The organism is Streptomyces sp. NPDC059866 (assembly GCF_042731325.1).
GTDB lineage: Bacteria > Actinomycetota > Actinomycetes > Streptomycetales > Streptomycetaceae > Streptomyces > Streptomyces flavusporus.
The window spans coordinates 417,505-439,463 of record NZ_JBHWJT010000004.1; the positions used below are offsets into that span (position 1 = coordinate 417,505).

A 21,959-nucleotide genomic window follows, 5' to 3' on the forward strand; every position below is an offset into this window, starting at 1 on the left:
TGCGGCGCACCACTGACACGTCTGTGACGGCCGAGGGGGCCCTGAGCAGGCGAAAGGAACCGACAGACACGCGCTGAACCGCGTGTGGGGGGATGACTCATGACGTCGACGCCGACGGGCGCCCGGCAGAACTTCGACCCGTCACAAACCACCCAGCTCAGGGTGCCTTCGCACCGGACCGGCAACACGGGGACCTTCCGCCGGATCAAGAAGACGCTGCCGAGGTACGACTACGAGCACTACAGCCGGTTGGCGGGCCCCCTCACCCAGCCCGATCCGAACAAGCCGTACCGGGTGCAGTACCGCTCCCTGATCTCGCAGGAGCCGCACCGGATACGCGTGGCCCTGATGCTCGCCGCGGCACCGCTGCTCTCGCTGGTGCTGCTGGCCTGGCTGCTGCAGCCCGAGCACTGGACCGAACGCGACTACCCGGCCTACGACTTCCTGCCCGCGCTGGACATGGTGATGCTGGTCTCGATCGGTCTGATCGAGTTCTTCCGCTGCATGAACGTGCTGTCCAACGCGCACGCCACGCTGGTCGCCCGCGACCCGATCCCGGTGGTTCCGGAGACCGGCACGAGAGTGGCCTTCCTCACCTCCTTCGTGCCCGGCAAGGAGCCGCTGGAGATGGTGACGAAGACCCTGGAGGCGGCCGTGAAGCTGCGGCACCGGGGCCTTCTGCACGTCTGGCTGCTCGACGAGGGCGACGACCCGGAGGTCAAGGAGGTCTGCGCCCGGCTCGGCGTGCACCACTTCTCCCGCAAGGGCATCGCGAAGTGGAACCAGGCCAAGGGCCCGCACCGCGCCAAGACCAAGCACGGCAACTACAACGCCTGGCTCGACGCACACGGCGACGACTACGACTTCTTCGCGTCCGTCGACACCGACCACGTACCGCTGCCGAACTACCTGGAGCGGATGCTGGGCTTCTTCCGCGACCCGGACGTCGGCTTCGTGATCGGCCCGCAGGTCTACGGCAACTACGACACGTTCGTCACCAAGGCCGCCGAGTCCCAGCAGTTCCTCTTCCACGCGCTGATCCAGCGCGCCGGAAACCGCTACGGCGCCCCGATGTTCGTCGGCACCTCCAACGCGGTGCGGATCAAGGCGCTGAAGCAGATCGGCGGTCTGTACGACTCGATCACCGAGGACATGGCGACCGGTTTCGAGATCCACCGCCACAAGAACCCGGCCACGGGGAAGAAGTGGCGCTCGGTCTACACCCCGGACGTGCTCGCGGTCGGTGAGGGCCCCAGCGCCTGGACGGACTTCTTCACCCAGCAGATGCGCTGGTCGCGAGGGACGTACGAGACGATCCTCAAGCAGTACTGGAAGGGCTGGTACTCGCTGCCGCCGAGCAAGCTCTTCAACTACACGATGATGATCATCTTCTACCCGATGTCGGCCCTCAACTGGATCCTCGCGGCGCTGAGTTGTGCGCTGTTCCTGGGTCTGGGCGCCTCGGGTGTGAACATCGACCCGACGATCTGGCTGATGCTCTACGGCAACGCCTCCGCCCTGCAGATCGGTCTGTACGTCTGGAACCGCCGCCACAACGTCTCGCCGCACGAGCCGGAGGGCTCCGGCGGTGTGGCCGGCATGGTGATGTCCGCGCTGTCGGCGCCGCTGTACGCGAAGGCGCTGATCGACTCGGTGCTGCGCAAGAAGAGCAAGTTCGTGGTGACGCCCAAGGGCGACTCGGCGAGCCCGGACCGGTGGTTCGGGACCTTCCGGTACCACTGGTACTTCATCCTGATCTTCGGTGCCTCGATCGCGGCCGGCTTCTACTTCGGCAACTCCCACCCCGCGATGATCATCTGGGCGTCGTTCGCGATGCTGATCACCGCCACGCCGGTCTTCGCCTGGCGCTGGCAGCTGCGGCAGGAGAAGAAGAAGCCCGCCGCCCCGGCCGCGCCGGAACCGCAGGACGCGGTACCCACCCCGACGCCGGCGCACGGAGTGCCCGCTCCGTACGCGCCGCACGCCCCGCAGCAGCGGCCCAGTTGGGCGGCCTCGAACGAGGGCAACGACCAGACCATGCAGATCGCCCTTGGTGGACTTGGGGGACGTAAGGAATGAACGACCGTGCCGGCCGCCGCCGCGCCCGTCGACTCGCGATAGGCACGGCGGTGGTAATCGCGCTGGCCGGGATGAACGGGCCATGGCTCTACCGGGTCGGGACCGAGAAGTACCACCAGTACCAGATCAACAGACCCGAGTACAAAGCGGACAACGGCCACTGGAAGACCGTCGAGTTCCCGGAGGAGTACCGCCTCAACACCATCCACGCGGCCCTGCTGCGCACCGGCAAGATCCTGCTGGTGGCCGGGTCCGGCAACAACCAGGACAACTTCGACGCGAAGAAGTTCGACACCCGGATCTGGGACCCGGTCAAGAACACCATCAAGGACGTGCCGACACCCAACGACCTGTTCTGCACCGGCCACACCCAGCTCGCCAACGGCAACCTGCTGATCGCGGGCGGCACCAAGCGGTACGAGAAGCTCAAGGGTGACGTGAAGAAGGCCGGCGGCCTGATGATCGTCTACAACGAGAACCCGGACAAGCCGATCACCCTGCCCGCGGGCACCAAGTTCACCGGCAAGGAGAACGGCAAGACCTTCGTCTCCAAGGACCCGGTCCTCGTTCCGCGCGCCAAGAAGCAGTTCGACAAGGAGACCGGCAAGTTCCTGGGCAACGACCCGGGCGTCGGCCGGATCTATGTCGAGGCCGCCAAGGAGGGCGCCAAGTACGAGACCGGCACCCAGGACAACTACGCCGTCCAGGGCCTGAGCGGCGCCGACGCGCGCAACACGTACGGCATCGCGCAGAAGCTCGCCCTGGACAAGAAGGACTTCCAGGGGATCCGGGACGCCTACGAGTTCGACCCGGTCGCCGAAAAGTACATCAAGGTCGACCCGATGAAGGAGGCCCGCTGGTACCCCACGCTCACCACCCTGAGCGACGGGAAGATCCTCAGCGTCTCCGGCCTCGACGACATCGGCCAGCTGGTGCCGGGCAAGAACGAGATCTACGACCCCGAGACCAAGAAGTGGACCTACACCGACAAGGTCCGGCAGTTCCCGACGTACCCGGCGCTGTTCCTGATGCAGAACGGCAAGGTCTTCTACTCGGGGGCGAACGCGGGATACGGGCCGGACGACGTGGGGCGTGATCCCGGCATCTGGGACGTGGACACCAACAAGTTCACCAAGGTGCCCGGCATGAGCGACGCGAACATGCTGGAGACCGCGAACACCGTGCTGTTGCCGCCGGCGCAGGACGAGAAGTACATGGTGCTCGGCGGCGGTGGCGTCGGCGAGTCCAAGCTGTCGAGCGAGAAGACCCGGATCGTCGATCTGAAGGCCGACAACCCGCGGTTCGTGGACGGGCCGTCCCTGGGCAAGGGCACCCGCTATCCGCAGGCCTCGGTCCTCCCGGACGACAGTGTGCTGGTCGCCGGCGGCTCGGAGGACTACCGCGGGCGCGGTGACTCCAACATCCTCGAGGCGCGGCTGTACGACCCGGAGACCAACGAACTCGACCGGGTCGCCGACCCCTTGGTGGGCCGTAACTACCACTCGGGCTCGCTGCTCCTGCCCGACGGCCGGGTGATGTTCTTCGGTTCGGACTCCCTCTTCAGCGACAAGGCGAACACCAAGCCGGGGAAGTTCGAGCAGCGGATCGAGATCTACAGCCCGCCGTATCTCTTCCGCGACGCGCGCCCCTCGCTGTCCGGCGGGCCGCAGACCGTCGAACGCGGTGAGACGGGCACGTTCACCTCGCAGCATGCGTCGTCGATCAAGAAGGTGCGGCTGATCCGGCCCAGCGCTTCGACGCACGTGACGGATGTCGACCAGCGGTCGATCGCCCTGGACTTCAAGACGTCCGGCAACAAGGTCACCGTGACGGTCCCGGAGAACCGGAACCTGGTGCAGGCGGGGTGGTACATGCTGTTCGTGGCGGACGACGAGGGGACGCCGTCCGAGGCGCAGTGGGTGAGGGTTCCTTAGCCTGTCACGTCACTGGGGGCGCCCTCCGCGACGGAGGGCGCCCCCAGCTGCGTACCGGACGCTACTCGCTCGCCTGCGCCAGCTTCAGCGCGTACTCGGGCCACCACTCGCCCGCCTTGGGACCGCCCTTGCACTCGCCGTCCGACTCTCCCGGGCGCTTGACCCACAGGTACGCGTCGACCAGGGGGTCGGCGGTCTTGGTGCTCGGGGTTTCGCCGAGGGCGCGGCCCGGCGGGTTGCACCAGCGTTCGCCCGGGTCGCCCTCGGTGTAGGGGCCGTTGCCGTTGCGGCTGGTGTCGATCACGAACGGCTTGTTGCCCACCTTGGCGGAGAGCTCCTTGCCGTACGCGATGGAGTCCTCGGTCGTGTAGAAGTTGGAGACGTTGACCGAGAAACCGTCGGCCTGGTCGATGCCCGCCCACTTCAGGGGCTCGAAGATCTGGTCGGGCTTGCCCCAGCCGGCGTTGCCCGCGTCCAGGTAGACCTTGGTGTTCTTCAGGGACTTGAGCTTGGTGATGGCGCCCTTGAGCAGGTCGTAGCGCTCCTCGTGGTACTCACCGGGTGTGCAGTTGTCCACCATGTGCAGCACCGCGTCCGGTTCCAGGATCACCGTCGCACCGCGGTCGCCGATGCCCTTGGCGACGCTGTCGATGAACGCCCGGTATGCGTTGCCGTCGGCGGCGCCGCCGCCCGAGAACTGCCCGCAGTCGCGGTGCGGGATGTTGTAGAGGACGAGCAGCGCCGTGCGGTCGGCCTCGGCCGCCGCCTCGGTGAAGCCGCGGGCCTGCTCCTCCGCGTTCTCCGGGCTGAGCCACTCGCCGGTCGGCTGTTGGGCGATCTTGCGGATCGTGTCCGCCTCGGACTCCTTGCCGCTCTTGTTGTAGTCGGCCACCTGCTGGGCCGCAGTGCCGTCCGGGTTGACCCAGAACGGCGCGGCGTCCTTGGGCTGTTGGGTGATCCCGGCGCCCGTGCCGCCGGTGTCGCCACCGTCGCCGTCTCCGTCGCCGGAGGAGCATCCCGCGATCAGCAGCGCCGCCCCCAGCGCCACCGCGGTCGCCCGCACTCCGGTCACCCCCCTGCTGCGGTACATCCAACTCCCCCTTGGGTGCACTGTTCCAAGTCTCAATCCTGACATACGTCGCGCTGCCCTCACGAGGTCGCCCGCGCCTTGTCCGTGAGCTGTTACAGGCGGTCGGCGGGTCCGGGTGAGGGGGCGCCAGGAAGGCAGGTTCAGGGAGCGGTGCCCGTGAGGTAGGCCGACACGACCACGTTGGCGGTGTAGCTGCGGCTGGCCCGGTCGTAGGGGCCGCCGCAGGTGATCAGCCGGAGCTCGGCCCGCCCCGACTTGCGTACCCCGTAGGCCTGTTGGGCGTCGAAACGGTCGCGGGAGAGGACCTGGATGTCGTCGACGGTGAACTCGGCGACCCGGCCGTCGGCGCGGACGACCCGGATGGTCTCGCCGGGCTGCAGCGCGCTGATCCCGTAGAAGACGGCGGGGCGGGTCTCGGTGTCGACATGGCCCACCATCAGCGCGGTGCCGACCGCGCCCGGTTTCACCCCGGCCGCGTACCAGCCGACGACGCCCGGCTGGTCGTACGGCGGTGGATCGATCGCCCCCTGCGCGTCGAGGCCGCGGGCCACGACGGGCGCCTGCACGCCCAGGCCGGGGATGTCCAGGCGTTGCGGCAGGGCGGCGGTCAGGGGCTTGGCGGCGGGCGGCAGCTCCGCCGTGGGCGGCCGTCCGACGGCCGCCATGTCGCCGGTGACGGGCGCGGATATGCCGTGCCGTACGTCGGTCACCTCGCGGCCCCACAGCCACAGCCCGAGCAGCAGCACCGCCCAGGCCACGCCCATGAGCATCCGCCCGGTGCCGGAGAAGCGTTCCCGGTCGGACATGGTCGCTCAGCCCGTCCTACGGCTCCGGCGGGTGCCGCGCAGGACGACGGCCACCGCCGCGGCGCCCGCGAGGACCAGGCCGGTCACCGCGTGTGCGGTGTTCGGGCCGGTCGCTGCGGTGTCCACGGACGCGAGATGGGCGGTCCCGCCGCCGCCCGCCTTGACGGGGGCGACCGGCGAGGCGGGCGCACTCGGCGCGGCCGAGGCGTTGCCGATGGTGACGTGCGACTTCATCGACTTGGACTTGTCGCCGCCGCAGATGACCTGAACCTCGTAGCGGCCGGGCCCCACCATGGAACGGACGCGGGTCTCGCCGGCCAGCGTGCCGCCCCCGCCGGTGAGCTCGGCGTCGGAGACGAAGGCCTTCGAGGCCGCGGTGCCCGTGGTGCCGGTGCAGCCGGTGGCCCGCAGCGCGAGGTCGCTGCCGGGCCCCGGGGTCGAGGGGCTGACCGAGACACCGCCGTCCGCCGCGCTTGCCGTCGGGGTGACCGCGGCGACGGCGGCCAGGACGCCGGTACAGAGAGTGAGTCGCAGTGAACCCATCGTGAACCTCCAGACACTCTGGAGACTCCCCCGCGCAGACCGGCCCCGCATCCTCGGCGGGGTCCGGACTACGCCGTACGGGTGAGTTTTACCTCCGGGGCGGTTTCAGACCCGATCCACAAGATCCGCAATGGAGTCCACGACCTTCGACGGCCGGTAAGGGAAGTCCTCGACCTGCTCGGGCCGGGTCAGGCCGGTGAGCACCAGGAACGTCTGCATCCCGGCCTCCATGCCCGCCAGCACGTCGGTGTCCATACGGTCGCCGATCATGGCGCTGGTCTCGGAGTGGGCGCCGATCGCGTTGAGCCCGGTGCGCATCATCAGGGGGTTCGGCTTGCCCGCGAAGTACGGCTTGCGGCCGGTCGCCTTGGTGATCAGCGCGGCGACGGCGCCGGTCGCGGGGAGCGGGCCCTCGGTGGAGGGGCCGGTCTCGTCGGGGTTGGTGCAGATGAAACGGGCGCCGTTGTTGATGAGCCGTACGGCCTTGGTCATGGCCTCGAAGGAGTACGTGCGGGTCTCGCCGAGGACGACGTAGTCCGGCTCGTGGTCGGTGAGGATGTAGCCGATGTCGTGCAGCGCAGTGGTCAGACCGGCCTCGCCTATGACGTACGCCGAGCCGCTCGGCCGCTGGTCGTCCAGGAACTTGGCGGTGGCCAGCGCCGAGGTCCAGATGTTCTCGATCGGCACCTCCAGACCCATGCGGTTCAGCCGGGCGTGCAGGTCGCGCGGGGTGTAGATGGAGTTGTTGGTGAGGACCAGGAAGGGCTTTCCGGACTCGCGCAGCTTCTTGATGAAGGCGTCGGCACCGGGGATCGGTACGCCCTCGTGGATCAGCACTCCGTCCATGTCGGTGAGCCATGACTCGATGGGCTTGCGGTCTGCCATGTGCGTCGATCACTCCTGGCGTGCGTACGAGGATGAGCGGGGCGCCGGAACCACGGCGTACCGACGCCCCCCAGGGTAGTCAGGAGTGGCTGATCCTGACCCCGCCGATCACGACCGGGGCCACGGGACGACGCAGGTGCTCAGCGGCGCCTCCGCACCACCACCAGGGCGCAGCCTGCGGCGACCAGCAGTACGGCGGCAGCGGCGAGCGCTCCCCGCGCGGTGCCGAGTCCGGTACGGGCGAGCTCGTCGGCGAACGACAGGTGTCCGTCGGGGGCGGTAGTGGATCCGGCGGTTGCGTGGGCGGTGGGCGTGCCGGAGTCGCTGCTGGGTCTGGGTACGGGTTTGGTTCCGGGGCTGGATTCGGTGCCGGGCTTGGCCTCGACGCGGAAGCGGTAGTCGTTGGACTGACCGACCCAGTCGCCGTCGTTGTCACGCCGTTGTACGACCGCGGCGTTCGCGGTGATCTCGTTCGGTACGGCGTCGGAGGTCAGCGCCAGCCGCACCCGCACGGTCAGGGTCCGGCCGGGCGGCACGCTGAACCCCGCGAAACCGTCGAAGGCGCCGACCAGCTCGTCCTCGTCGGTCCGCTCGAACCGGACCGGGTGCGGGCGGGCCCCCTCGTAGAACTCCAGCTTCGGCTGCGTCGGCGTCAGCGTCCGCCCCTTGTCGACGAGGACGACGACCGGGTGGATGCCGGTGCAGGTGCGGGCGGTGCTGTTGGTGAGGTCGATGGACCAGGTGCCGTGGCCGCCGCCGGCGTCATAGGAAGCGGGGCCGCCGTGGATACGGGTGGTGATCGGAAAGTCACGGCCACCGGACCCGGCGGCACAACCGGGAGCCGACCCGGAATACGCCGGACCGGCAACGAACAGCAGGGCGGCTGAGGCCGCCGTACAGAGGGACACGGGCGTACACAGTCGCATGAACACATGACCATGCCGGAGGGCATCCGCCCTGGACCGACGCCACCCCGCAGGACCCGCCAACTCCGCCCGATCAGCGCAGCGCACGTAGCTGCGGGCAGTCGTGCCGCTGGGGCGATGGGGGTCCCCCCGCTCGAGCGAAGCCGAGAGTGGGGGAGGGTGGGCGCAGCGGCACCCCGCCGGCGCGGGCAACCGAACCGCCCCCGACGCCCCCTACGCGTCCCCCCGCCCGAACAACGGCGCCAGCAGCAACTGCGCCGCCCCCTCCGCAACCCCCCGCACACCCCCGGCCGCCAGCCGAACGGGCACAGCCTCCTCCCCCGTACGCCGAGCCCGCTCCTCCAACACCCCCGCAACCCCCCGCACGAACCGCTCCGGCTCCCCGGCAACAACCCGCCCACCCAACAAAATGAAGTCGATATCGAGCAGCGCAACAAGATTTCCCGTCCCCACCCCCAACACCCGCGCCGCCTCCTCCACATCCCCCCGCCCCACAGCCTCGAGACACAACGCCTCGACGCACCCCCGGTTCCCGCAACTGCACAGCGGCCCGTCCAGCTGAACCACCTGATGCCCGAACTCCCCCGCCCCGGTACGGGCCCCCCGGTGCACCGCACCCCCGATCACCAGCCCCCCGCCAAGCCCCGCCCCGAAGTGCAGATACGCGAACGACCCACCCTCACCCCCGACCGCAAGCCCCAGCGCCGCCGCATTGGTGTCCTTGTCGACGACCACCGGCACCCCGAGCTGCAACGCCAGCACGTCCCGCAGCGGAAACCCGTCCCACTCCGGGAACCCGGTGACCCGGTGCAGCACACCGCGGACGTGATCGAGCGGCCCGGGCAGCGCGACGCCGACCCCGAGGACCGTCTCCAACGGCCGTTCCGCCAGCAGCGCGCTCACCTCCCGGACCACCCCCGCGAGCACGGCCTCCGCCCCCGCCCCCAGGTCCAGCGGAGCGCTCCGCTCCGCGACCACCGCCCCCGCCAGGTCCACGAGCACCGCCCGCAGCTCGTCCCGGTCGAGATGCACCCCCACCGCATGCCCGGCCCCCGGCACGAGCCGCAGCACCGTACGCGGCTTGCCCCCGGTCGACACCAGCCGCCCGGCCTCCGTCGCCAGCCCGTCGGCCCGCAGCCGGGCGGTGATCTTGCTGACGGCCTGTGGGGTCAGCCCGGTCCGCTCGGCCAGCTCGAGCCGGCTGATGCCGTCCTGTCCGGCACGCCGCAGCAGGCCGAGGACGAGCGCCGTGTTGTGACTGCGCAACGCCAGCAGATTCGCGCCCGCCGCCCGCACCGAACCCCCCGTGGTCGTCCTGTTCACGCCACCCATTCTCCTCACCGCTTGCACTTTGGCAACAGCGTTGCGAAAGTGGACCCATGACCGGACGCATCCCTGGAACGACGGGTACCCCCCTCCGGGTCGGCCTCATCGGCTACGGCCTCGCGGGCTCCGTCTTCCACGCCCCCCTGATCGCCACGACCGAGGGCCTCGCCCTCGACACGGTGGTCACCTCGAACCCCGAACGGCAGGAGCAGGCCCGCGCCGAGTTCCCGGACGTACGGGTCGCCGCCACCGCGGAGGAGCTGTTCGACCGCGCCGACGAGCTGGACCTGATCGTCATCGCCTCCCCGAACCGGACGCACGTCCCGCTCGCCACCGCCGCCCTGAAGGCCGGTCTCCCGGTCGTCGTCGACAAGCCGATCGCGGGCACGGCGGCCGAGGCACGCGAGCTGGCCGCCCTGGCCGAGGAGCGCGACCTGCTGCTCTCCGTCTTCCAGAACCGCCGCTGGGACAACGACTTCCTCACCCTGCGGGGGCTGCTCGCCGAGGGCGCGCTGGGTGACGTATGGCGCTTCGAGTCCCGCTTCGAGCGGTGGCGGCCGCAGCCGAAGGGCGGCTGGCGGGAGTCCGGCGACCCGGCGGAGATCGGGGGTCTGCTGTACGACCTCGGCAGCCATGTCGTCGACCAGGCGCTGACCCTGTTCGGCCCCGCGGCCTCGGTGTACGCCGAGTCGGACATCCGCCGCCCCGGCGCGGAGACGGACGACGACACGTTCATCGCGATCACGCACACCAACGGCGTCCGTTCCCACCTCTACGTCTCCGCGACGACCGCCCAACTCGGCCCGCGTTTCCGGGTGCTGGGCTCCCAGGCCGGATACGTGAAGTACGGCCTGGACCCGCAGGAGGCGGCCCTCAAGGACGGGCAGCGCCCCGGTCCCGGCTGGGGCGAGGAGCCCGAGTCGCTGTGGGGCCGTATCGGTTCCGGCGAGTCCCCGCTGACCGGCGGCGGCCGCCCCGAGCCCACCCTGCCCGGCGACTACCCCGCGTACTACGCCGCGGTGGCCGCCGCCCTGCGCGACGGCGCCGCCAACCCGGTGACCGCCCTGGAGGCGGCCGCCGCCCTCGACGTACTGGAAGCGGCCCGCCGTTCGGTCCGAGACGGAGTGACGGTGACACTGTGACGAACTCGCACAAGCCTGCGATGGCCCCGAAGGTCACTCCGGAACTGACGCCCACGGTCGAGGAGTTGGAGGCGCAGGAACGCCGTCTGGTGTTCCGCGGGTTCACCCACGACGACGCCTGGGCGCTCGGCTCGCTGCTGGTGGAGCTGGCCCGGGAACGGCAGGCCCCGGTCGCCATCGACATCCGCCGGGCCGGCCAGCAGCTCTTCCACGCGGCGCTGCCCGGCTCCACCCCGGACAACGACGCCTGGATCGACCGCAAGCGCCGGGTCGTGGAGCGCTACGGCTCCGCCTCCTACCTCGTCGGCGCCCGCTTCCGCGCCAAGGGCACGACGTTCGAGGAGTCCTCCCGCCTGGACCCGGACGCGTACGCCGCCCACGGGGGCTCCTTCCCGATCATCGTGGAGGGCGTCGGCGTGATCGGCACGGTGACGGTGTCCGGCCTGCCGCAGCTGCAGGACCACCGGTTCGTGGTGGAGGCGCTGGAGCACTACCTGGGCGACCAGATCTGACACCCGTCCGGCGGGATTAACGCGAGCGGCCCTCCGGTTGGCACTACCGTCACCAGCACCAGCCGTCACAGCCGGAGGGACCGCAACCGATGAACGACGTCGCAGCCGCCGTGAAGCAGAAGGTGGGCCGGTACGGCATCTGGAGTATCGGCCTGCGATCGGAGGACCCGGACCGGCGCGGCGAGCTCGCCGAGGCCGCCGCCGAACTGGAGGAACTCGGTTACGGCGCCCTGTGGCTGGGCGGCAACAGCACCGCCCGCAACGCCGCCCCGCTCATCGGGGCGACGTCCAGGATCGTCGTGGGGACCAGCATCCAGAGCATCTGGCAGCAGGAGGCCGGCGACAGCGCGGCGGCCTACGCCGACCTCGAGTCGGCCCACCCCGGCCGCTTCGTGCTGGGCCTCGGAGTCAGCCACGCCAAGCTCGCCGAGCAGTACCGCCGCCCGTACTCGTCGCTGGTCGCCTACCTCGACGCCCTGGACACCGCCGGAGTGCCGGCGGGCCGCCGCGTCCTGGCAGCGCTGGGCCCGAAGACGCTGGAGCTGGCCCGCGACCGGGCGGCCGGCGCGATCCCGTACCTCGTCACGGCGGAACACACGGCCCGGGCCCGCGAGATCCTGGGCGAAGGCCCGCTGCTGGCCCCGGAGTTGAAGGTCGTCCTGGAGACGGAGCCGTCCCGCGCCCGCACCCTGGCCCGCGGCTACCTCGCCATGTACCTCGCCCTGCCGAACTACACCAACAACTTCCTCCGCCACGGCTTCACCGAGGCCGACTTCACGGACGGCGGCAGCGACCGCCTCATCGACGCCGTGTTCGCCTGGGGAGACGAGGACCGCATCCTGGACCGCATCAAGACCTTCCAGCAGGCGGGCGCCGACCATGTGGCGCTCCAGGTGGTCGCCGGCGGCCCCGGTGACGCCCTGCCGCGGGAGGAGTGGCGCAGGCTGGCCGGCCTGCTGGGCTAGGGCCTGTCCGGCGGATACGAAACGACCTCGGCCCGCCGACCGCGAGGGTCGGCGGGCCGAGGCGCGAAGTCCCGTCAGGCGTCCTTGAACTCCTGCCGCTGCCGCCCCAGCCCCTCGATCTCCAGCTCCACCACATCCCCGGCCCGCAGATACGGCTTCGGCTCCGGCTGCCCCAACGCCACCCCCGCCGGTGTCCCCGTGTTGATGACATCACCGGGATACAGCGTCATGAACTGGCTGACGTAGCGCACGACCTCCCCCACGGAGAAGATCTGCTCGCCCGTCGTCCCGTCCTGCTTCAGCTCCCCGTTGACCCACAGCCGCAGCGCCAGCTTCTGCGGATCCGGCACCTCGTCCGCCGTCACCAGCCACGGGCCCAGCGGATTGAACGTCTCGCAGTTCTTGCCCTTGTCCCAGGTCCCGCCCCGCTCGATCTGGAACTCCCGCTCGGAGACGTCATGGGCCACCGCGTACCCGGCGACATGCGCGAGCCCGTCCTCCACCGACTCCAGATAGCGAGCCGTACGTCCGATGACGACCGCCAGCTCCACCTCCCAGTCGGTCTTGCCGGACCCGCGCGGCACGAGCACCGTGTCGTTCGGCCCGACCACCGTGTCCGCGGCCTTGAAGAAGATCACCGGCTCGGCGGGCGGCTCGGCGCCGGTCTCCCGGGCGTGGTCGTGGTAGTTCAGCCCGATGCACACGATCTTGCCGATCCGCCCCAGCGGCGGCCCGATCCGCAGCCCCGCCGCGTCCAGCGCGGGCAGCTCCCCGGCGTCGGCGGCGGCCCGGATCCGGCCGAGCGACGCGTCGTCGGCGAGCAGCGCCCCGTCGATGTCCGGCACGAGGCCCGACAGGTCCCGCAGCACCCCCTCGGCGTCGAGCAGCGCGGGCCGCTCGGCCCCGGCCGTACCGACTCGCAGTAGCTTCATGAGCACAATCTCCCTCGATCGCGGGCGGTCCTCCGATCGGCCGCGGCCCGGGTGCGGCGGGAAACGCAGCCATCGGAGGACTGGTTGATCCTCCAAGGTCGAGGTGCAGTCCGCAAGACCCGGTTCACGTACTGGACCGTAGGGTGCCGAGCGCACCGGCACTCACCGATGCTCACCGGCACTCACCGGTACAGCACCGCCCGTTCCACCGCGCTCCACGTCGCGCTGGTCACCACGTACAGCGCGGCGGCCAACGGCACCACCGCCACGGTCACGAGCGTGAAGAACGACATGAACGGCATGACCTTGGTGACCGCCCCCAGCCCGGGCATCTGCTCACCGTCGGCCACCGGCACAGGGGCGTTGGCGGCCATCATCCGCTTCGTACGGCGGTAGTTGAACACGGCGACGGCCGTGACGACGGCGAACAGCCCGCCGTACACCAGCCCCGCCGCCCCGAACACCCCGCCGTCACCCAGGGCGTCCACCCAGCGATGACCGAGCGGCGCGGCCAGCAGCTCATGCGTGAGCAGTTCGTTCGCCTCGCCGCCGATCGTCGGGTTCGAGAACAGGTGGTAGAGCAGAAAGAAGGCCGGCACCTGGAGCAGCCCGGGCAGACACCCGGCCAGCGGCGACACCTTCTCCTTCGTATGCAGTTCCAGCACGGCCTGCTGCAGCCGCTCGGGATTCTTCCCGTACTTCTTCCGCAGCTCGGCGATCTTCGGCTGCAACTCCGTCCGTGCCTTCTGCCCGCGCGCCGCCGCCCGGGACAGCGGATGCACCAACAGCCGTACGAACGCGGTGAACAGAACGATCGCGGCGGCGGCCGCGGAGGAGTGGAAGAGCGGCTGAAGCAGATCGGCGAGCTGCTCCACCAGGTTGGCGAAAACGGACATGGGTGAGCCCTCCGTCGGGGTCTCGTCGTGCCGGTCAGTGGGATGGCGGCATGACGACCCGCGCCGGGGCGCTTACGTGGTGTGCGCCCTACGCGACGGCCGTCGGGAGGGCGTGTCCGGGCGCTCGGGGCCGGGTGCGGCCCTTGGCGTCGGGATCTCGCTGCGGCAGGAACGCCGTACGCCGGGCACGGTCACGAATCGCCGTACGCACCCGTGTGGGCGGCACGGCGGGCGCGCAGCGCGCGGCAATGAGCGAGCAGACGGTGAGCGCGGAACCGGCCGCGGCGGTGGCGGCGAGCGCGACGGTGGCCGAGAGGCTGCCGGCGTCCAGCAGCGCGAACTGGAGGATCAGGAGCAGGGGGAGGGCGAGGAGGCGCGGACCGGCCCAGTTGCGGATCACCGGCGTCCCCCTCCCCGTCGTACGACTGCTGTCCCTGCCGTCGGTTATACAGGATCCGTCTCGCCCTCGCCGTGTCGGCCGGGCTGGCGGTGCCGGCCGCTGTGGGAGTGGCGGTGCTTCGGGAGAGGTGCGCGGATCCGGGGACGGACGGCCGGTCAGTGGGCTCCTGCCCCCTGGGCCGTCGCGCCGGCCACCGGTGTCCGCCTCCTCAGCGGGGCCGCATGGAGATCAGCTTGCCCCAGACCACCAGGCGGTACGTGGACGTGTACTCCGGAGTGCAGGTGGTGAGGGTGAGGTAGTAGCCGGGGTCGCGGTAGCCGCGAGCGGGGTGGACGAGACTCCGGGGCACGGGCCGTAGAACACCGGTGTCGCGCGCGGAGGTCTGCGGCACGGTCTGGTCGACGGCGTACGTGTACACGGCGTCCCGCGTCTCTACGAGGATCTCGTCGCCGTCGTCGAGCCGGTTGACGTACCGGAAGGGCTCGCCGTGGGTGTTCCGGTGCCCGGCGAGAGCGAAGTTGCCGGCGCGGCCGGGCTGCTGGGTGCCGGGGTAGTGGCCGGCGTATCCCTTGTTGAGGACGTCCGGCTTGCTGATGCCCTCGGCGACGGGGACGCGGAGGTCGAGGCGGGGGATGGTGAGGATGGCGTAGGCGAGGGAGGGGGCAGGGCGGGAGGCGGATCGCGTGGTGGTGCTCGGAGCGGCAGGCGGCGGCTCGGGAGCCCGCGGCTCCTCCGACGCCTCCGGGGACGTACCGGAGTCGATGATGCGATCCTCGTCCTCGGCCCCGCTCGCACCCCACTCCCGCTCCAGCGCCTTCACCCTCCGCTCGGCGCCCTCCCTGGCCTGCCGGTTGGTCCACCACAGCTGGTGGACGACGAGAAGCAGGAGTACGACACCGAGGGTGACGAGGACTTTGCCCCCGGCCCACAGGACGCGCCGCCGCCGCGCACGCCACCGTCGGGTGCTGTGCTGCACGACGGACACGCGCATGCTTCAGGCCTCCTTCCCGGGCCGCCCGCACGATAAGGGGCAGAGCGTGAGGTCACCAGACCCGCCCTTCCTCCACAGGTTTGAGAAAGGGCTGTCGTAACCCTCGACAACCCCGTGCGCCACACCCGATGCTTCCTGTCGGCCTGAACGGGACGGGCCCGGACGCCGGTTCGACCACCGGCGGGTGACGGAGGTGGACAATCCATGATCCGACGCAGAACACTGCTGGCGGCCACGGGCGGCGCGTTCCTCGGCAGCGCCCTGGCAACGGGTACGGCGCACGCGGACGCGACGATCGCCGTGAACCCCTCCACGAGGTACGGCACATGGGAGGGCTGGGGCACGGCCCTCGCCTGGTGGGCCAACGTCTTCGGCAACCGGAACGACTTCGCCGACCTCTTCTTCACCACCAACTCGGTGACGTACAACGGCACGGCACTCCCCGGCCTCGGCCTCAACATCGCCCGCTACAACCTGGGCGCGTGCAGCTGGAACAGCGTGAACGGCGAGACGATGGCGGAGTCCCCCAACATCCCCGCCTTCAAGCAGATCGAGGGCTTCTGGCAGGACTGGAACAACGAGGACCCGACGTCCTCGGCCTGGGACTGGACGGCGGACGCGGCCCAGCGCGCGATGCTGCAGAAGGCCGTACAGCGCGGAGCGATCACCGAGCTCTTCGCCAACTCACCGATGTGGTGGATGTGCAACAACCACAACCCGTCCGGCGCGGCGGACGGCGGCAACAACCTCCAGACCTGGAACTACCGCCAGCACGCCTCCCACCTGGCCGCGGTCGCGGCGTACGCCCGTACGAACTGGGGCGTGAACTTCGCGACGGTGGACCCGTTCAACGAGCCGGCCTCCAGCTGGTGGACCGCCACCGGCACGCAGGAGGGCTGCCACATGGACCCGGCGGTCCAGGCCGCCGTACTCCCGTACATGCGCAGCGAGTTGGACAAGCGAGGCCTGACGGGCGTCCGCATCTCGGCCTCCGACGAGACGAACTACGACACGGCCCGCTCGACATGGGCCTCCTTCGGCTCCTCCACCAGGGCCCTGGTGTCCCAGGTCAACGTGCACGGCTACCAGGGCGCGGGCGGCCGGAGGGACCTCCTCTACACGGACGTGGTGACGACGTCCGGCAAGAAGCTCTGGAACTCCGAAACGGGCGACGGCGACGCCTCGGGCCTGACCATGGCGTCGAACCTCTGCTACGACTTCCGCTGGCTGCACCCGACGGCCTGGTGCTACTGGCAGGTGATGGACCCGACGACGGGCTGGGCGATGATCGCGTACGACGCGAACACCCTGCAGCCGACGACGGTCCAGCCCAAGTACTACGTCATGGCCCAGTTCAGCCGCCACATCCGCCCCGGCATGACGATCCTCGACACGGGCGTGAGCTACGCGGCGGCGGCGTACTCGGCGTCGTCGAGGCGCCTGGTGATAGTCGCCGTGAACACCTCGGCCTCGGCCCAGACCCTGACCTTCGACCTCTCCCGCTTCTCGACGGTGACGGGCGGGTCGGGCGGCCTGGTCCCCCGCTGGAACACGGCAACGTCCGGCTCGGACCGCTATCGCGCGTACTCGGACACGTACCTCTCCGGCAAGTCGGTGAGCGTGCCGTTCGCGGCGGGGGCGGTGCAGACGTTGCAGGTGGACGGGGTGACGCTCTAGTTGCAGTGCCCTTCTCGCTGCGCGTGCGGGCGCGCTCCTTGCGCCGGCGATCTCCGGCCGGCCTCAAGCGCTTCCGCAGTGCTCGCGTACCGCGATCCGGGCCGGCTTGGTCAGCATCATGCCGTTGCGGATCGCGACGAGGTGGTCCACGGGCAGTCCGTGCATCCGGGTGCCGGGGCCCCGGAGGGGGTGCCGGTCGAGGGTGAAGAGGGTGTTCCCGCCCCAGGCGATCAGTTTCATGGCAATGCGGGCCGCGCCGAAGGGCTCGGCCTTCGCCTCCAGTTCCAGGCGGCGCTGCGGTTCGCAGATGCGGACCACGCACATGTCGTCGAGGGTGAGAGGGCCGGCGCCGACTCGGACCTTCAGACGGGCGCCGACTTCTGGCCAGTGCGGGTCCGCGGCGAGGACCTGCTGGGTTCCTGTCACCCACTCCCCGTAGCGGTGGCCGTCGGCCAGCAGGTCCCAGACCTCGGACGGCGAGCTCAGGATCAGACGGCGGTTCCGGGCCACGCTGATCACACTCCTTCTGGAGGAAGGAACACCTGGGAGGCGCCGGCGGCACCGGCGTCTCCCGGGATGCGGCGTCCGGCACAGCAGGCGCTGGGCAGCCGTGCCTCTCCTCGGCTCGACGGTGGGCGCGGCCGCACCGGGTTCCTGGGCCGGCCGCCCATGGGCTTGGCCTCCAGCCTCATGCCGACCGCACCACCTGCACAGTCCGACAGGTCCATACGGAGCAGGCCGCACTGAGCCGGAATGTCAGTGACCTGCCAATATCTCTCCTTCGGCACCCGTCGGCAGTACGGTGTCCCCCATGCGCCCCGACACGCCCGCCGAGACCGTCGACCACCACGCCGAAGCGGCCCGCCTGGAGCGAACCGCCGGCCTGTACCCCGAAGACGCCGAAGCCCTGCTCCTGAGGGCCGCGGCCCACCTGGAACTGGCCGGCGACCGCCCCGCCGCGTCCGCGCTCTACGACCGCCTGCTGTCTGCCGACGCCCTGGAGAACCCTTCCCTGGTCCGAGCCCTGAAGGCCTCGAACCTGTGGGAGTACGGCCACGAGGCCGAGGCCCGGGCGATCATCGAGGGCATCCGCACCACCTCGCCCCGGGACCCGGCCCCCTGGGTGATCATCGCCGAGGCCCTGGAATCCCACGACGAGCTGGAAGCGGCGCAGGAGACGTTCACGGAAGGCGCGCGACTGCTCCTCACGGACGTGCCGGAGCCCCCGTACTCCACGCGCGCCCTGCTGTTCGGCCGCCACCGCGTCCGCCGCATGCTGGGCGTCGCCCACGACGAGTGGGACCTGCTCGCGGACACCCTCCACTCGATGCCGGTGTCCCTGGACGAGCTGCACGACCCGAAGCGCGTGTGGTCCCTGGGCTCCAACAACCCGGCGGAACTGGAGGCGGAGATCTCCCGCCTCCGGGCGGAGCTGGGGGCGTATCGCGAGGCGTTGTCCCGCCCCTTCCCGGTGGCCGTGCTGCACTGGCCGGCGGGGGAACTGGCGGAGCTGGTGGCTGCTTATCCGTCGCTGGCGGTGGAGTACCCCTCGCACGAGGAGCACCTGGCGACGATAGAGGCGTCGCTGCGGGAGCTGGCGTCGTCGGGGACGCCGAACCTGGGGATTGTTACGGGGACAGTGCCGTCGTACGAGGCGTTCGCGGCTTCGGAGGGGGCGTCGCCGGGGGAAGTGGACCTGCTGCCGCAGTATGCGACGACGTTGGCGGCGAGGGGGCGGGCTGTTGCCTGGCCGCCGCAGAGGGGGGCTGGGTGTTGGTGTGGGTCGGGGAACTCGTACAAGGACTGCCACGGGAACCCGGAAGCCTGAAGGCCGGCCACCGGCCGACATCTTGATACCGATGGCCGCTGGGGTTCGGCTTCAACCCTGCCACGGGGATCTGGTGCGGTTGGGCTCGCCCCCGTGATGGAATCGACACCGCAGCCGTAGTCCAACGGCTCGATCGATCCGCGCCGGGCTCGTGATGGCGTTCGGTGTCGCCATGCCCCCTTTGTCCAGGGGGCGGGGCGGAGCCGGTGCAACCCCAGGCGATCGACTCGGGCCAGGCGGACTCGGCAGTCAATCGAACGGACCGAGTCACGATCGTGAGGCCCTGCCGCTTGAGCACGATGAAGCCGTCGTCGCCCGCCGTCTCGGCACGCATGAGCAGACAACTCAGCAAGGACACGGCCGTCGAACTGGCGGTCCGTCGCCTGCTGCACGCGGCCGGGCTGCGCTACCGCATCGAGTACCCGGTGCCCGGCATGGCCCGACGCCGGATCGACGTGGCCTTCACCTCGGTCAAGGTGGCCGTCCTGATCGACGGATGCTTCTGGCACGGTTGCCCTCAACACGCCACGCAGCCGAAGTCGAACGCAGAGTGGTGGCGGCAGAAGCTGGACCGCAACATGGCGCGCGACGCCGAGACCACCGAGCACCTCGTGGCCGCCGGGTGGGAAGTCCTACGATTCTGGGAGCATGAAGCGCCGGAGGATGTGGTCCTGCGCGTCGCAGAGGCGGTGACGCGACGGAGAGCCCAACGGGGACGGGGGGCGACTTGATGAGCGCGCTGACCTTTGTGGACGTGTGCTCCGGGGCGGGTGGGCTGGCCCTGGGGCTGGAGCGGGCCGGCTTCGAGCCGACACTGCTCCTGGACGAGGACGCCGATGCCTGCCGGACCCTACAGGCCAACCGACCGCACTGGAACGTGCTTCAGGGGGACCTTCTGGACCTCGACCCGAGCGAGCACCCGGAGAGCTACGACGTGGACCTGCTGTCCGCGGGGCTGCCGCGGGTGAAGTCCAACGCCACGGCCGCCCGGGCCGAGTCGGGCGAGGAGGAGCGGCTGCTGAAGGCGGCGGTCTACCTCGCCCACGCGGTCAGGCCTCGGGCGATACTCATCGAGAATGTGCCTGCCCTCGCGGACTCGGACAGGTTCCACGACTTCCGCGAGTTCGCCCGCGCCGAACTGGAGCATCTCGGTTACGAGTTCAGCTGGTTCATCCTCAACGCCGCCGACTTCGGAGTGCCGCAGGACCGCAAGCAGGGGGTGCTCGTGGCGCTCAAGAAGCGGTGGTTCTCCGCCTTTCGGGTGCCGTCCCCGAGCGTGCCGGATCATGTGTCGGTCGGGGAAGCCCTGGCGCCCTCCATGCAGTCGCGTGGCTGGAAGGACGCCGGCCGATGGGCGGCCCAAGCGGCCACCGTGGCTCCGACGCTGGTCGGCGGGTCGAAGAATCGCGGTGGCGCCGACCTGGGGCCAGCCGGAACCAAACGGAAGTGGGAGAAGCTGGGGGTGAACGCCCACTCGCTGGGTGACGAGATCCCCGGACCGGACTTCGTGTGGGCACCGGAACTCGGCAAGGACCGCATGGTGCGGCTCACGGTCGACCAGACAGCCCTGCTCCAGAGCTTCCCGGAGGACTGGCAGATCACCGGAAAGAAGACGGCCCGCTACCGGCAGATCGGCCACGCCTCCCCACCTCCGGTGGGCGAGGCGCTCGGCCGGGCCATCGCCCAGGCGCTTCGCTCCTGAACGAAGAATCGCCAGCTCACAGCAGAAACTGCGGGCTCGCACCCAGCCGCACGGCTCAGGCGGTGCCTGCGAGCCGACGCCGGCTACACTTCCACCTCATGACCCGAGCACCTCATCCGGACGCAAACCAGACTCAGCCTGACATTGTGGACCTCTTTGCGGGACCGGGCGGCCTGGACATCGCGGCCGAGGTGCTCGGTTTGCCCACGATCGGCGTGGAATGGGAGGAATCGACCCGAGCGACCCGACGCGCTGCGGGCCTACGCACCACCAGTGAACCGGACGTGGCAAAGGTGAACCCGCTCGACCCCGAGGTCGCCACAGCCAGAGTCCTCACCGGAGGCCCGCCTTGCCAGACCTACTCGGTGGCGGGCAATCGCGAGGGTCACAAGGCCCTCGAAGAGGTGAAGGATCTGGCCGAGCGCGTGGGGCGGAGCGAGACCGTCGGAAGGCTGGAGAAGGCCTGGGCAACCGTCGAGCAGAGGGCCCACGAGCTGTCGTGGACAGACGAGCGCACCGGTCTCGTGCTCCAACCCCTGCGGTGGATCGTCGAGAAGAAGCTCAAGGCCGATCCGTACGAGGTGGTGGTACTGGAACAGGTACCCACCGTCCTGCCCGTCTGGGCGAAGTACCGCGACATCCTTCGCGAGCTTGGATACGACGCTGACTGCCACATCCTGCACACCGAGGACTACGGGGTGCCGCAGACACGTCGCCGCGCCGTGCTGATCGCCCGATACACGGGAAAAAGAGGCCAGGGGCTCGAGTTCCCGACTCTGACGCATCAGCGCTACCGCAAGGGAGCGGAACGCCTCTCCGCCGCCCAGGAAAGCACGCCCACGAGGGACCTCCAGCAGGACCTGCCATTCGAGACCCCGGCCCCTGCTCCCATCCCGAAGCAGCCTTGGGTCTCCATGGGCGACGCCCTCGAGGACTCACGGTCCACCGAATTCGTCGTCCGCTCCAACTACGGATCGGGCGGAGACCCAAAGAAACGAGGACTCCGCACCTCCAACCAGCCGGCCGCCACCGTCACAGGCAAGGTGCGCCGCAACAAGGTGTACGACCTCAAGGGCTTCGACGCGAACGGCGAGCCTGAACTGGGTCCGGAGCAGGACCGCTTCACGCTACGCGAGGCCGGCCTGCTGCAGACGTTTCCGGCCGAGTACCCCTGGCGAGGCACCGATGTAGCGCAGCAGATCGGCAACGCGATCCCGCCGCTCCTCGCCGTCCACGTGCTGTGCACGGCGCTGGGACTGGACAAGGGCCGCAAGAACCGTGCGATCGAAGCACTCAAGGCCTGGCGACCTCCCCGCCAGCGGTAG

Annotated in this window: 21 protein-coding genes; 10 read left to right on the top strand and 11 right to left on the bottom strand. The window is 70.1% G+C overall.

What is annotated here, in order from left to right; translation table 11 throughout:
• Positions 1–99 precede the first annotated feature (99 nt).
• On the top strand, positions 100–2,079 hold the full coding sequence (locus ACFV7R_RS08350) for a glycosyltransferase family 2 protein (RefSeq protein ID WP_385261328.1): 1,980 nt from the start codon (positions 100–102) through the stop codon (positions 2,077–2,079).
• The gene (locus tag ACFV7R_RS08355; protein WP_385261329.1) at positions 2,076–4,013 is read left to right on the top strand and encodes a galactose oxidase-like domain-containing protein; all 1,938 of its coding nucleotides are present in this window, start codon (positions 2,076–2,078) and stop codon (positions 4,011–4,013) included. Before ACFV7R_RS08350 ends, ACFV7R_RS08355 begins: the two co-directional genes overlap by 4 nt.
• A 61-nt stretch (positions 4,014–4,074) precedes the next feature.
• Here ACFV7R_RS08355 and ACFV7R_RS08360 read toward each other — a convergent pair whose 3' ends face one another.
• The 6 genes from ACFV7R_RS08360 to ACFV7R_RS08385 all read right to left on the bottom strand — a co-directional run bounded on the left by ACFV7R_RS08360 (position 4,075) and on the right by ACFV7R_RS08385 (position 9,595).
• On the bottom strand, positions 4,075–5,103 hold the full coding sequence (locus ACFV7R_RS08360) for a glycoside hydrolase family 6 protein (protein WP_385261332.1): 1,029 nt from the start codon (positions 5,101–5,103) through the stop codon (positions 4,075–4,077).
• Positions 5,104–5,243: 140 nt separating this feature from the next.
• Positions 5,244–5,909, bottom strand: a complete 666-nt coding sequence (locus ACFV7R_RS08365; RefSeq protein WP_129799656.1) for a class F sortase — start codon at positions 5,907–5,909, stop codon at positions 5,244–5,246.
• Positions 5,910–5,915: 6 nt separating this feature from the next.
• Complete coding sequence (locus ACFV7R_RS08370; RefSeq protein ID WP_385261336.1) at positions 5,916–6,452, bottom strand: hypothetical protein; 537 nt, start codon at positions 6,450–6,452, stop codon at positions 5,916–5,918.
• A gap of 105 nt (positions 6,453–6,557) precedes the next feature.
• Positions 6,558–7,337 carry an HAD-IIA family hydrolase gene (locus ACFV7R_RS08375; protein WP_385261338.1) on the bottom strand — a complete coding sequence of 260 codons (780 nt, stop codon included), beginning with the start codon at positions 7,335–7,337 and terminating at the stop codon, positions 6,558–6,560.
• A 140-nt stretch (positions 7,338–7,477) separates the two neighbouring features.
• Positions 7,478–8,263, bottom strand: coding sequence for a hypothetical protein (locus ACFV7R_RS08380; RefSeq protein ID WP_385261340.1), 786 nt, complete (start codon positions 8,261–8,263; stop codon positions 7,478–7,480).
• Between the two features lie 213 nt (positions 8,264–8,476).
• On the bottom strand, positions 8,477–9,595 hold the full coding sequence (locus ACFV7R_RS08385) for an ROK family transcriptional regulator (protein ID WP_385261342.1): 1,119 nt from the start codon (positions 9,593–9,595) through the stop codon (positions 8,477–8,479).
• 47 nt (positions 9,596–9,642) lie between these two features.
• On the opposite strand from ACFV7R_RS08385, the gene ACFV7R_RS08390 reads away from it, so the two are divergent.
• From ACFV7R_RS08390 to ACFV7R_RS08400, 3 genes are all read left to right on the top strand, one after another.
• Entirely contained in the window at positions 9,643–10,731 is a 1,089-nt protein-coding gene (locus ACFV7R_RS08390) for a Gfo/Idh/MocA family oxidoreductase (RefSeq protein WP_385261344.1), read from the top strand.
• Positions 10,732–10,751: 20 nt separating this feature from the next.
• Positions 10,752–11,243, top strand: coding sequence for a heme-degrading domain-containing protein (locus ACFV7R_RS08395; protein WP_385261421.1), 492 nt, complete (start codon positions 10,752–10,754; stop codon positions 11,241–11,243).
• Positions 11,244–11,332: 89 nt separating this feature from the next.
• Positions 11,333–12,208 carry an LLM class F420-dependent oxidoreductase gene (locus ACFV7R_RS08400; protein WP_385261346.1) on the top strand — a complete coding sequence of 292 codons (876 nt, stop codon included), beginning with the start codon at positions 11,333–11,335 and terminating at the stop codon, positions 12,206–12,208.
• A 74-nt stretch (positions 12,209–12,282) separates the two neighbouring features.
• Here the strand turns inward: ACFV7R_RS08400 and ACFV7R_RS08405 are convergent, their stop codons facing one another.
• From ACFV7R_RS08405 to ACFV7R_RS08420, 4 genes are all read right to left on the bottom strand, one after another.
• A complete protein-coding gene (locus ACFV7R_RS08405) occupies positions 12,283–13,140 on the bottom strand; it encodes a fumarylacetoacetate hydrolase family protein (RefSeq protein WP_385261349.1) in 858 nt (285 codons plus the stop codon).
• Between the two features lie 182 nt (positions 13,141–13,322).
• On the bottom strand, positions 13,323–14,036 hold the full coding sequence (locus tag ACFV7R_RS08410) for a YidC/Oxa1 family membrane protein insertase (protein WP_385261351.1): 714 nt from the start codon (positions 14,034–14,036) through the stop codon (positions 13,323–13,325).
• A gap of 88 nt (positions 14,037–14,124) precedes the next feature.
• A complete protein-coding gene (locus ACFV7R_RS08415; protein ID WP_385261352.1) occupies positions 14,125–14,436 on the bottom strand; it encodes a DUF6412 domain-containing protein in 312 nt (103 codons plus the stop codon).
• 208 nt (positions 14,437–14,644) lie between these two features.
• On the bottom strand, positions 14,645–15,427 hold the full coding sequence (locus tag ACFV7R_RS08420; RefSeq protein ID WP_385261354.1) for a class E sortase: 783 nt from the start codon (positions 15,425–15,427) through the stop codon (positions 14,645–14,647).
• A gap of 204 nt (positions 15,428–15,631) precedes the next feature.
• On the opposite strand from ACFV7R_RS08420, the gene ACFV7R_RS08425 reads away from it, so the two are divergent.
• Positions 15,632–17,104, top strand: a complete 1,473-nt coding sequence (locus tag ACFV7R_RS08425) for a glycoside hydrolase (protein ID WP_385261357.1) — start codon at positions 15,632–15,634, stop codon at positions 17,102–17,104.
• 63 nt (positions 17,105–17,167) lie between these two features.
• Here the strand turns inward: ACFV7R_RS08425 and ACFV7R_RS08430 are convergent, their stop codons facing one another.
• Positions 17,168–17,614: an SRPBCC family protein gene (locus tag ACFV7R_RS08430; RefSeq protein ID WP_385261358.1), complete on the bottom strand. Its 447-nt coding sequence runs from the start codon at positions 17,612–17,614 to the stop codon at positions 17,168–17,170.
• Positions 17,615–17,915: 301 nt separating this feature from the next.
• On the opposite strand from ACFV7R_RS08430, the gene ACFV7R_RS08435 reads away from it, so the two are divergent.
• From ACFV7R_RS08435 to ACFV7R_RS08450, 4 genes are all read left to right on the top strand, one after another.
• The gene (locus ACFV7R_RS08435) at positions 17,916–18,932 is read left to right on the top strand and encodes an SEC-C domain-containing protein (RefSeq protein WP_385261360.1); all 1,017 of its coding nucleotides are present in this window, start codon (positions 17,916–17,918) and stop codon (positions 18,930–18,932) included.
• A 332-nt stretch (positions 18,933–19,264) separates the two neighbouring features.
• Entirely contained in the window at positions 19,265–19,663 is a 399-nt protein-coding gene (locus tag ACFV7R_RS08440) for a very short patch repair endonuclease (protein WP_385261363.1), read from the top strand.
• Positions 19,663–20,634: a DNA cytosine methyltransferase gene (locus ACFV7R_RS08445; protein ID WP_385261364.1), complete on the top strand. Its 972-nt coding sequence runs from the start codon at positions 19,663–19,665 to the stop codon at positions 20,632–20,634. Before ACFV7R_RS08440 ends, ACFV7R_RS08445 begins: the two co-directional genes overlap by 1 nt.
• A 146-nt stretch (positions 20,635–20,780) precedes the next feature.
• On the top strand, positions 20,781–21,959 hold the full coding sequence (locus ACFV7R_RS08450; RefSeq protein ID WP_385261366.1) for a DNA cytosine methyltransferase: 1,179 nt from the start codon (positions 20,781–20,783) through the stop codon (positions 21,957–21,959).

Excerpts from the sequence above, each read along its gene's own strand:
- ACFV7R_RS08425 (WP_385261357.1), top strand. The coding sequence starts at position 15,632 with ATGATCCGACGCAGAACACTGCTGGCGGCCACGGGCGGCGCGTTCCTC.
- ACFV7R_RS08390 (WP_385261344.1), top strand. The coding sequence starts at position 9,643 with ATGACCGGACGCATCCCTGGAACGACGGGTACCCCCCTCCGGGTCGGC.
- ACFV7R_RS08405 (WP_385261349.1), bottom strand. The coding sequence starts at position 13,140 with ATGAAGCTACTGCGAGTCGGTACGGCCGGGGCCGAGCGGCCCGCGCTG.
- ACFV7R_RS08380 (WP_385261340.1), bottom strand. The coding sequence starts at position 8,263 with ATGCGACTGTGTACGCCCGTGTCCCTCTGTACGGCGGCCTCAGCCGCC.
- ACFV7R_RS08385 (WP_385261342.1), bottom strand. The coding sequence starts at position 9,595 with ATGGGTGGCGTGAACAGGACGACCACGGGGGGTTCGGTGCGGGCGGCG.
- ACFV7R_RS08375 (WP_385261338.1), bottom strand. The coding sequence starts at position 7,337 with ATGGCAGACCGCAAGCCCATCGAGTCATGGCTCACCGACATGGACGGA.
- ACFV7R_RS08355 (WP_385261329.1), top strand. The coding sequence starts at position 2,076 with ATGAACGACCGTGCCGGCCGCCGCCGCGCCCGTCGACTCGCGATAGGC.
- ACFV7R_RS08420 (WP_385261354.1), bottom strand. The coding sequence starts at position 15,427 with ATGCGCGTGTCCGTCGTGCAGCACAGCACCCGACGGTGGCGTGCGCGG.
- ACFV7R_RS08365 (WP_129799656.1), bottom strand. The coding sequence starts at position 5,909 with ATGTCCGACCGGGAACGCTTCTCCGGCACCGGGCGGATGCTCATGGGC.
- ACFV7R_RS08400 (WP_385261346.1), top strand. The coding sequence starts at position 11,333 with ATGAACGACGTCGCAGCCGCCGTGAAGCAGAAGGTGGGCCGGTACGGC.
- ACFV7R_RS08440 (WP_385261363.1), top strand. The coding sequence starts at position 19,265 with ATGAGCAGACAACTCAGCAAGGACACGGCCGTCGAACTGGCGGTCCGT.
- ACFV7R_RS08445 (WP_385261364.1), top strand. The coding sequence starts at position 19,663 with ATGAGCGCGCTGACCTTTGTGGACGTGTGCTCCGGGGCGGGTGGGCTG.
- ACFV7R_RS08395 (WP_385261421.1), top strand. The coding sequence starts at position 10,752 with ATGGCCCCGAAGGTCACTCCGGAACTGACGCCCACGGTCGAGGAGTTG.
- ACFV7R_RS08350 (WP_385261328.1), top strand. The coding sequence starts at position 100 with ATGACGTCGACGCCGACGGGCGCCCGGCAGAACTTCGACCCGTCACAA.
- ACFV7R_RS08410 (WP_385261351.1), bottom strand. The coding sequence starts at position 14,036 with ATGTCCGTTTTCGCCAACCTGGTGGAGCAGCTCGCCGATCTGCTTCAG.
- ACFV7R_RS08370 (WP_385261336.1), bottom strand. The coding sequence starts at position 6,452 with ATGGGTTCACTGCGACTCACTCTCTGTACCGGCGTCCTGGCCGCCGTC.
- ACFV7R_RS08435 (WP_385261360.1), top strand. The coding sequence starts at position 17,916 with ATGCGCCCCGACACGCCCGCCGAGACCGTCGACCACCACGCCGAAGCG.
- ACFV7R_RS08360 (WP_385261332.1), bottom strand. The coding sequence starts at position 5,103 with ATGTACCGCAGCAGGGGGGTGACCGGAGTGCGGGCGACCGCGGTGGCG.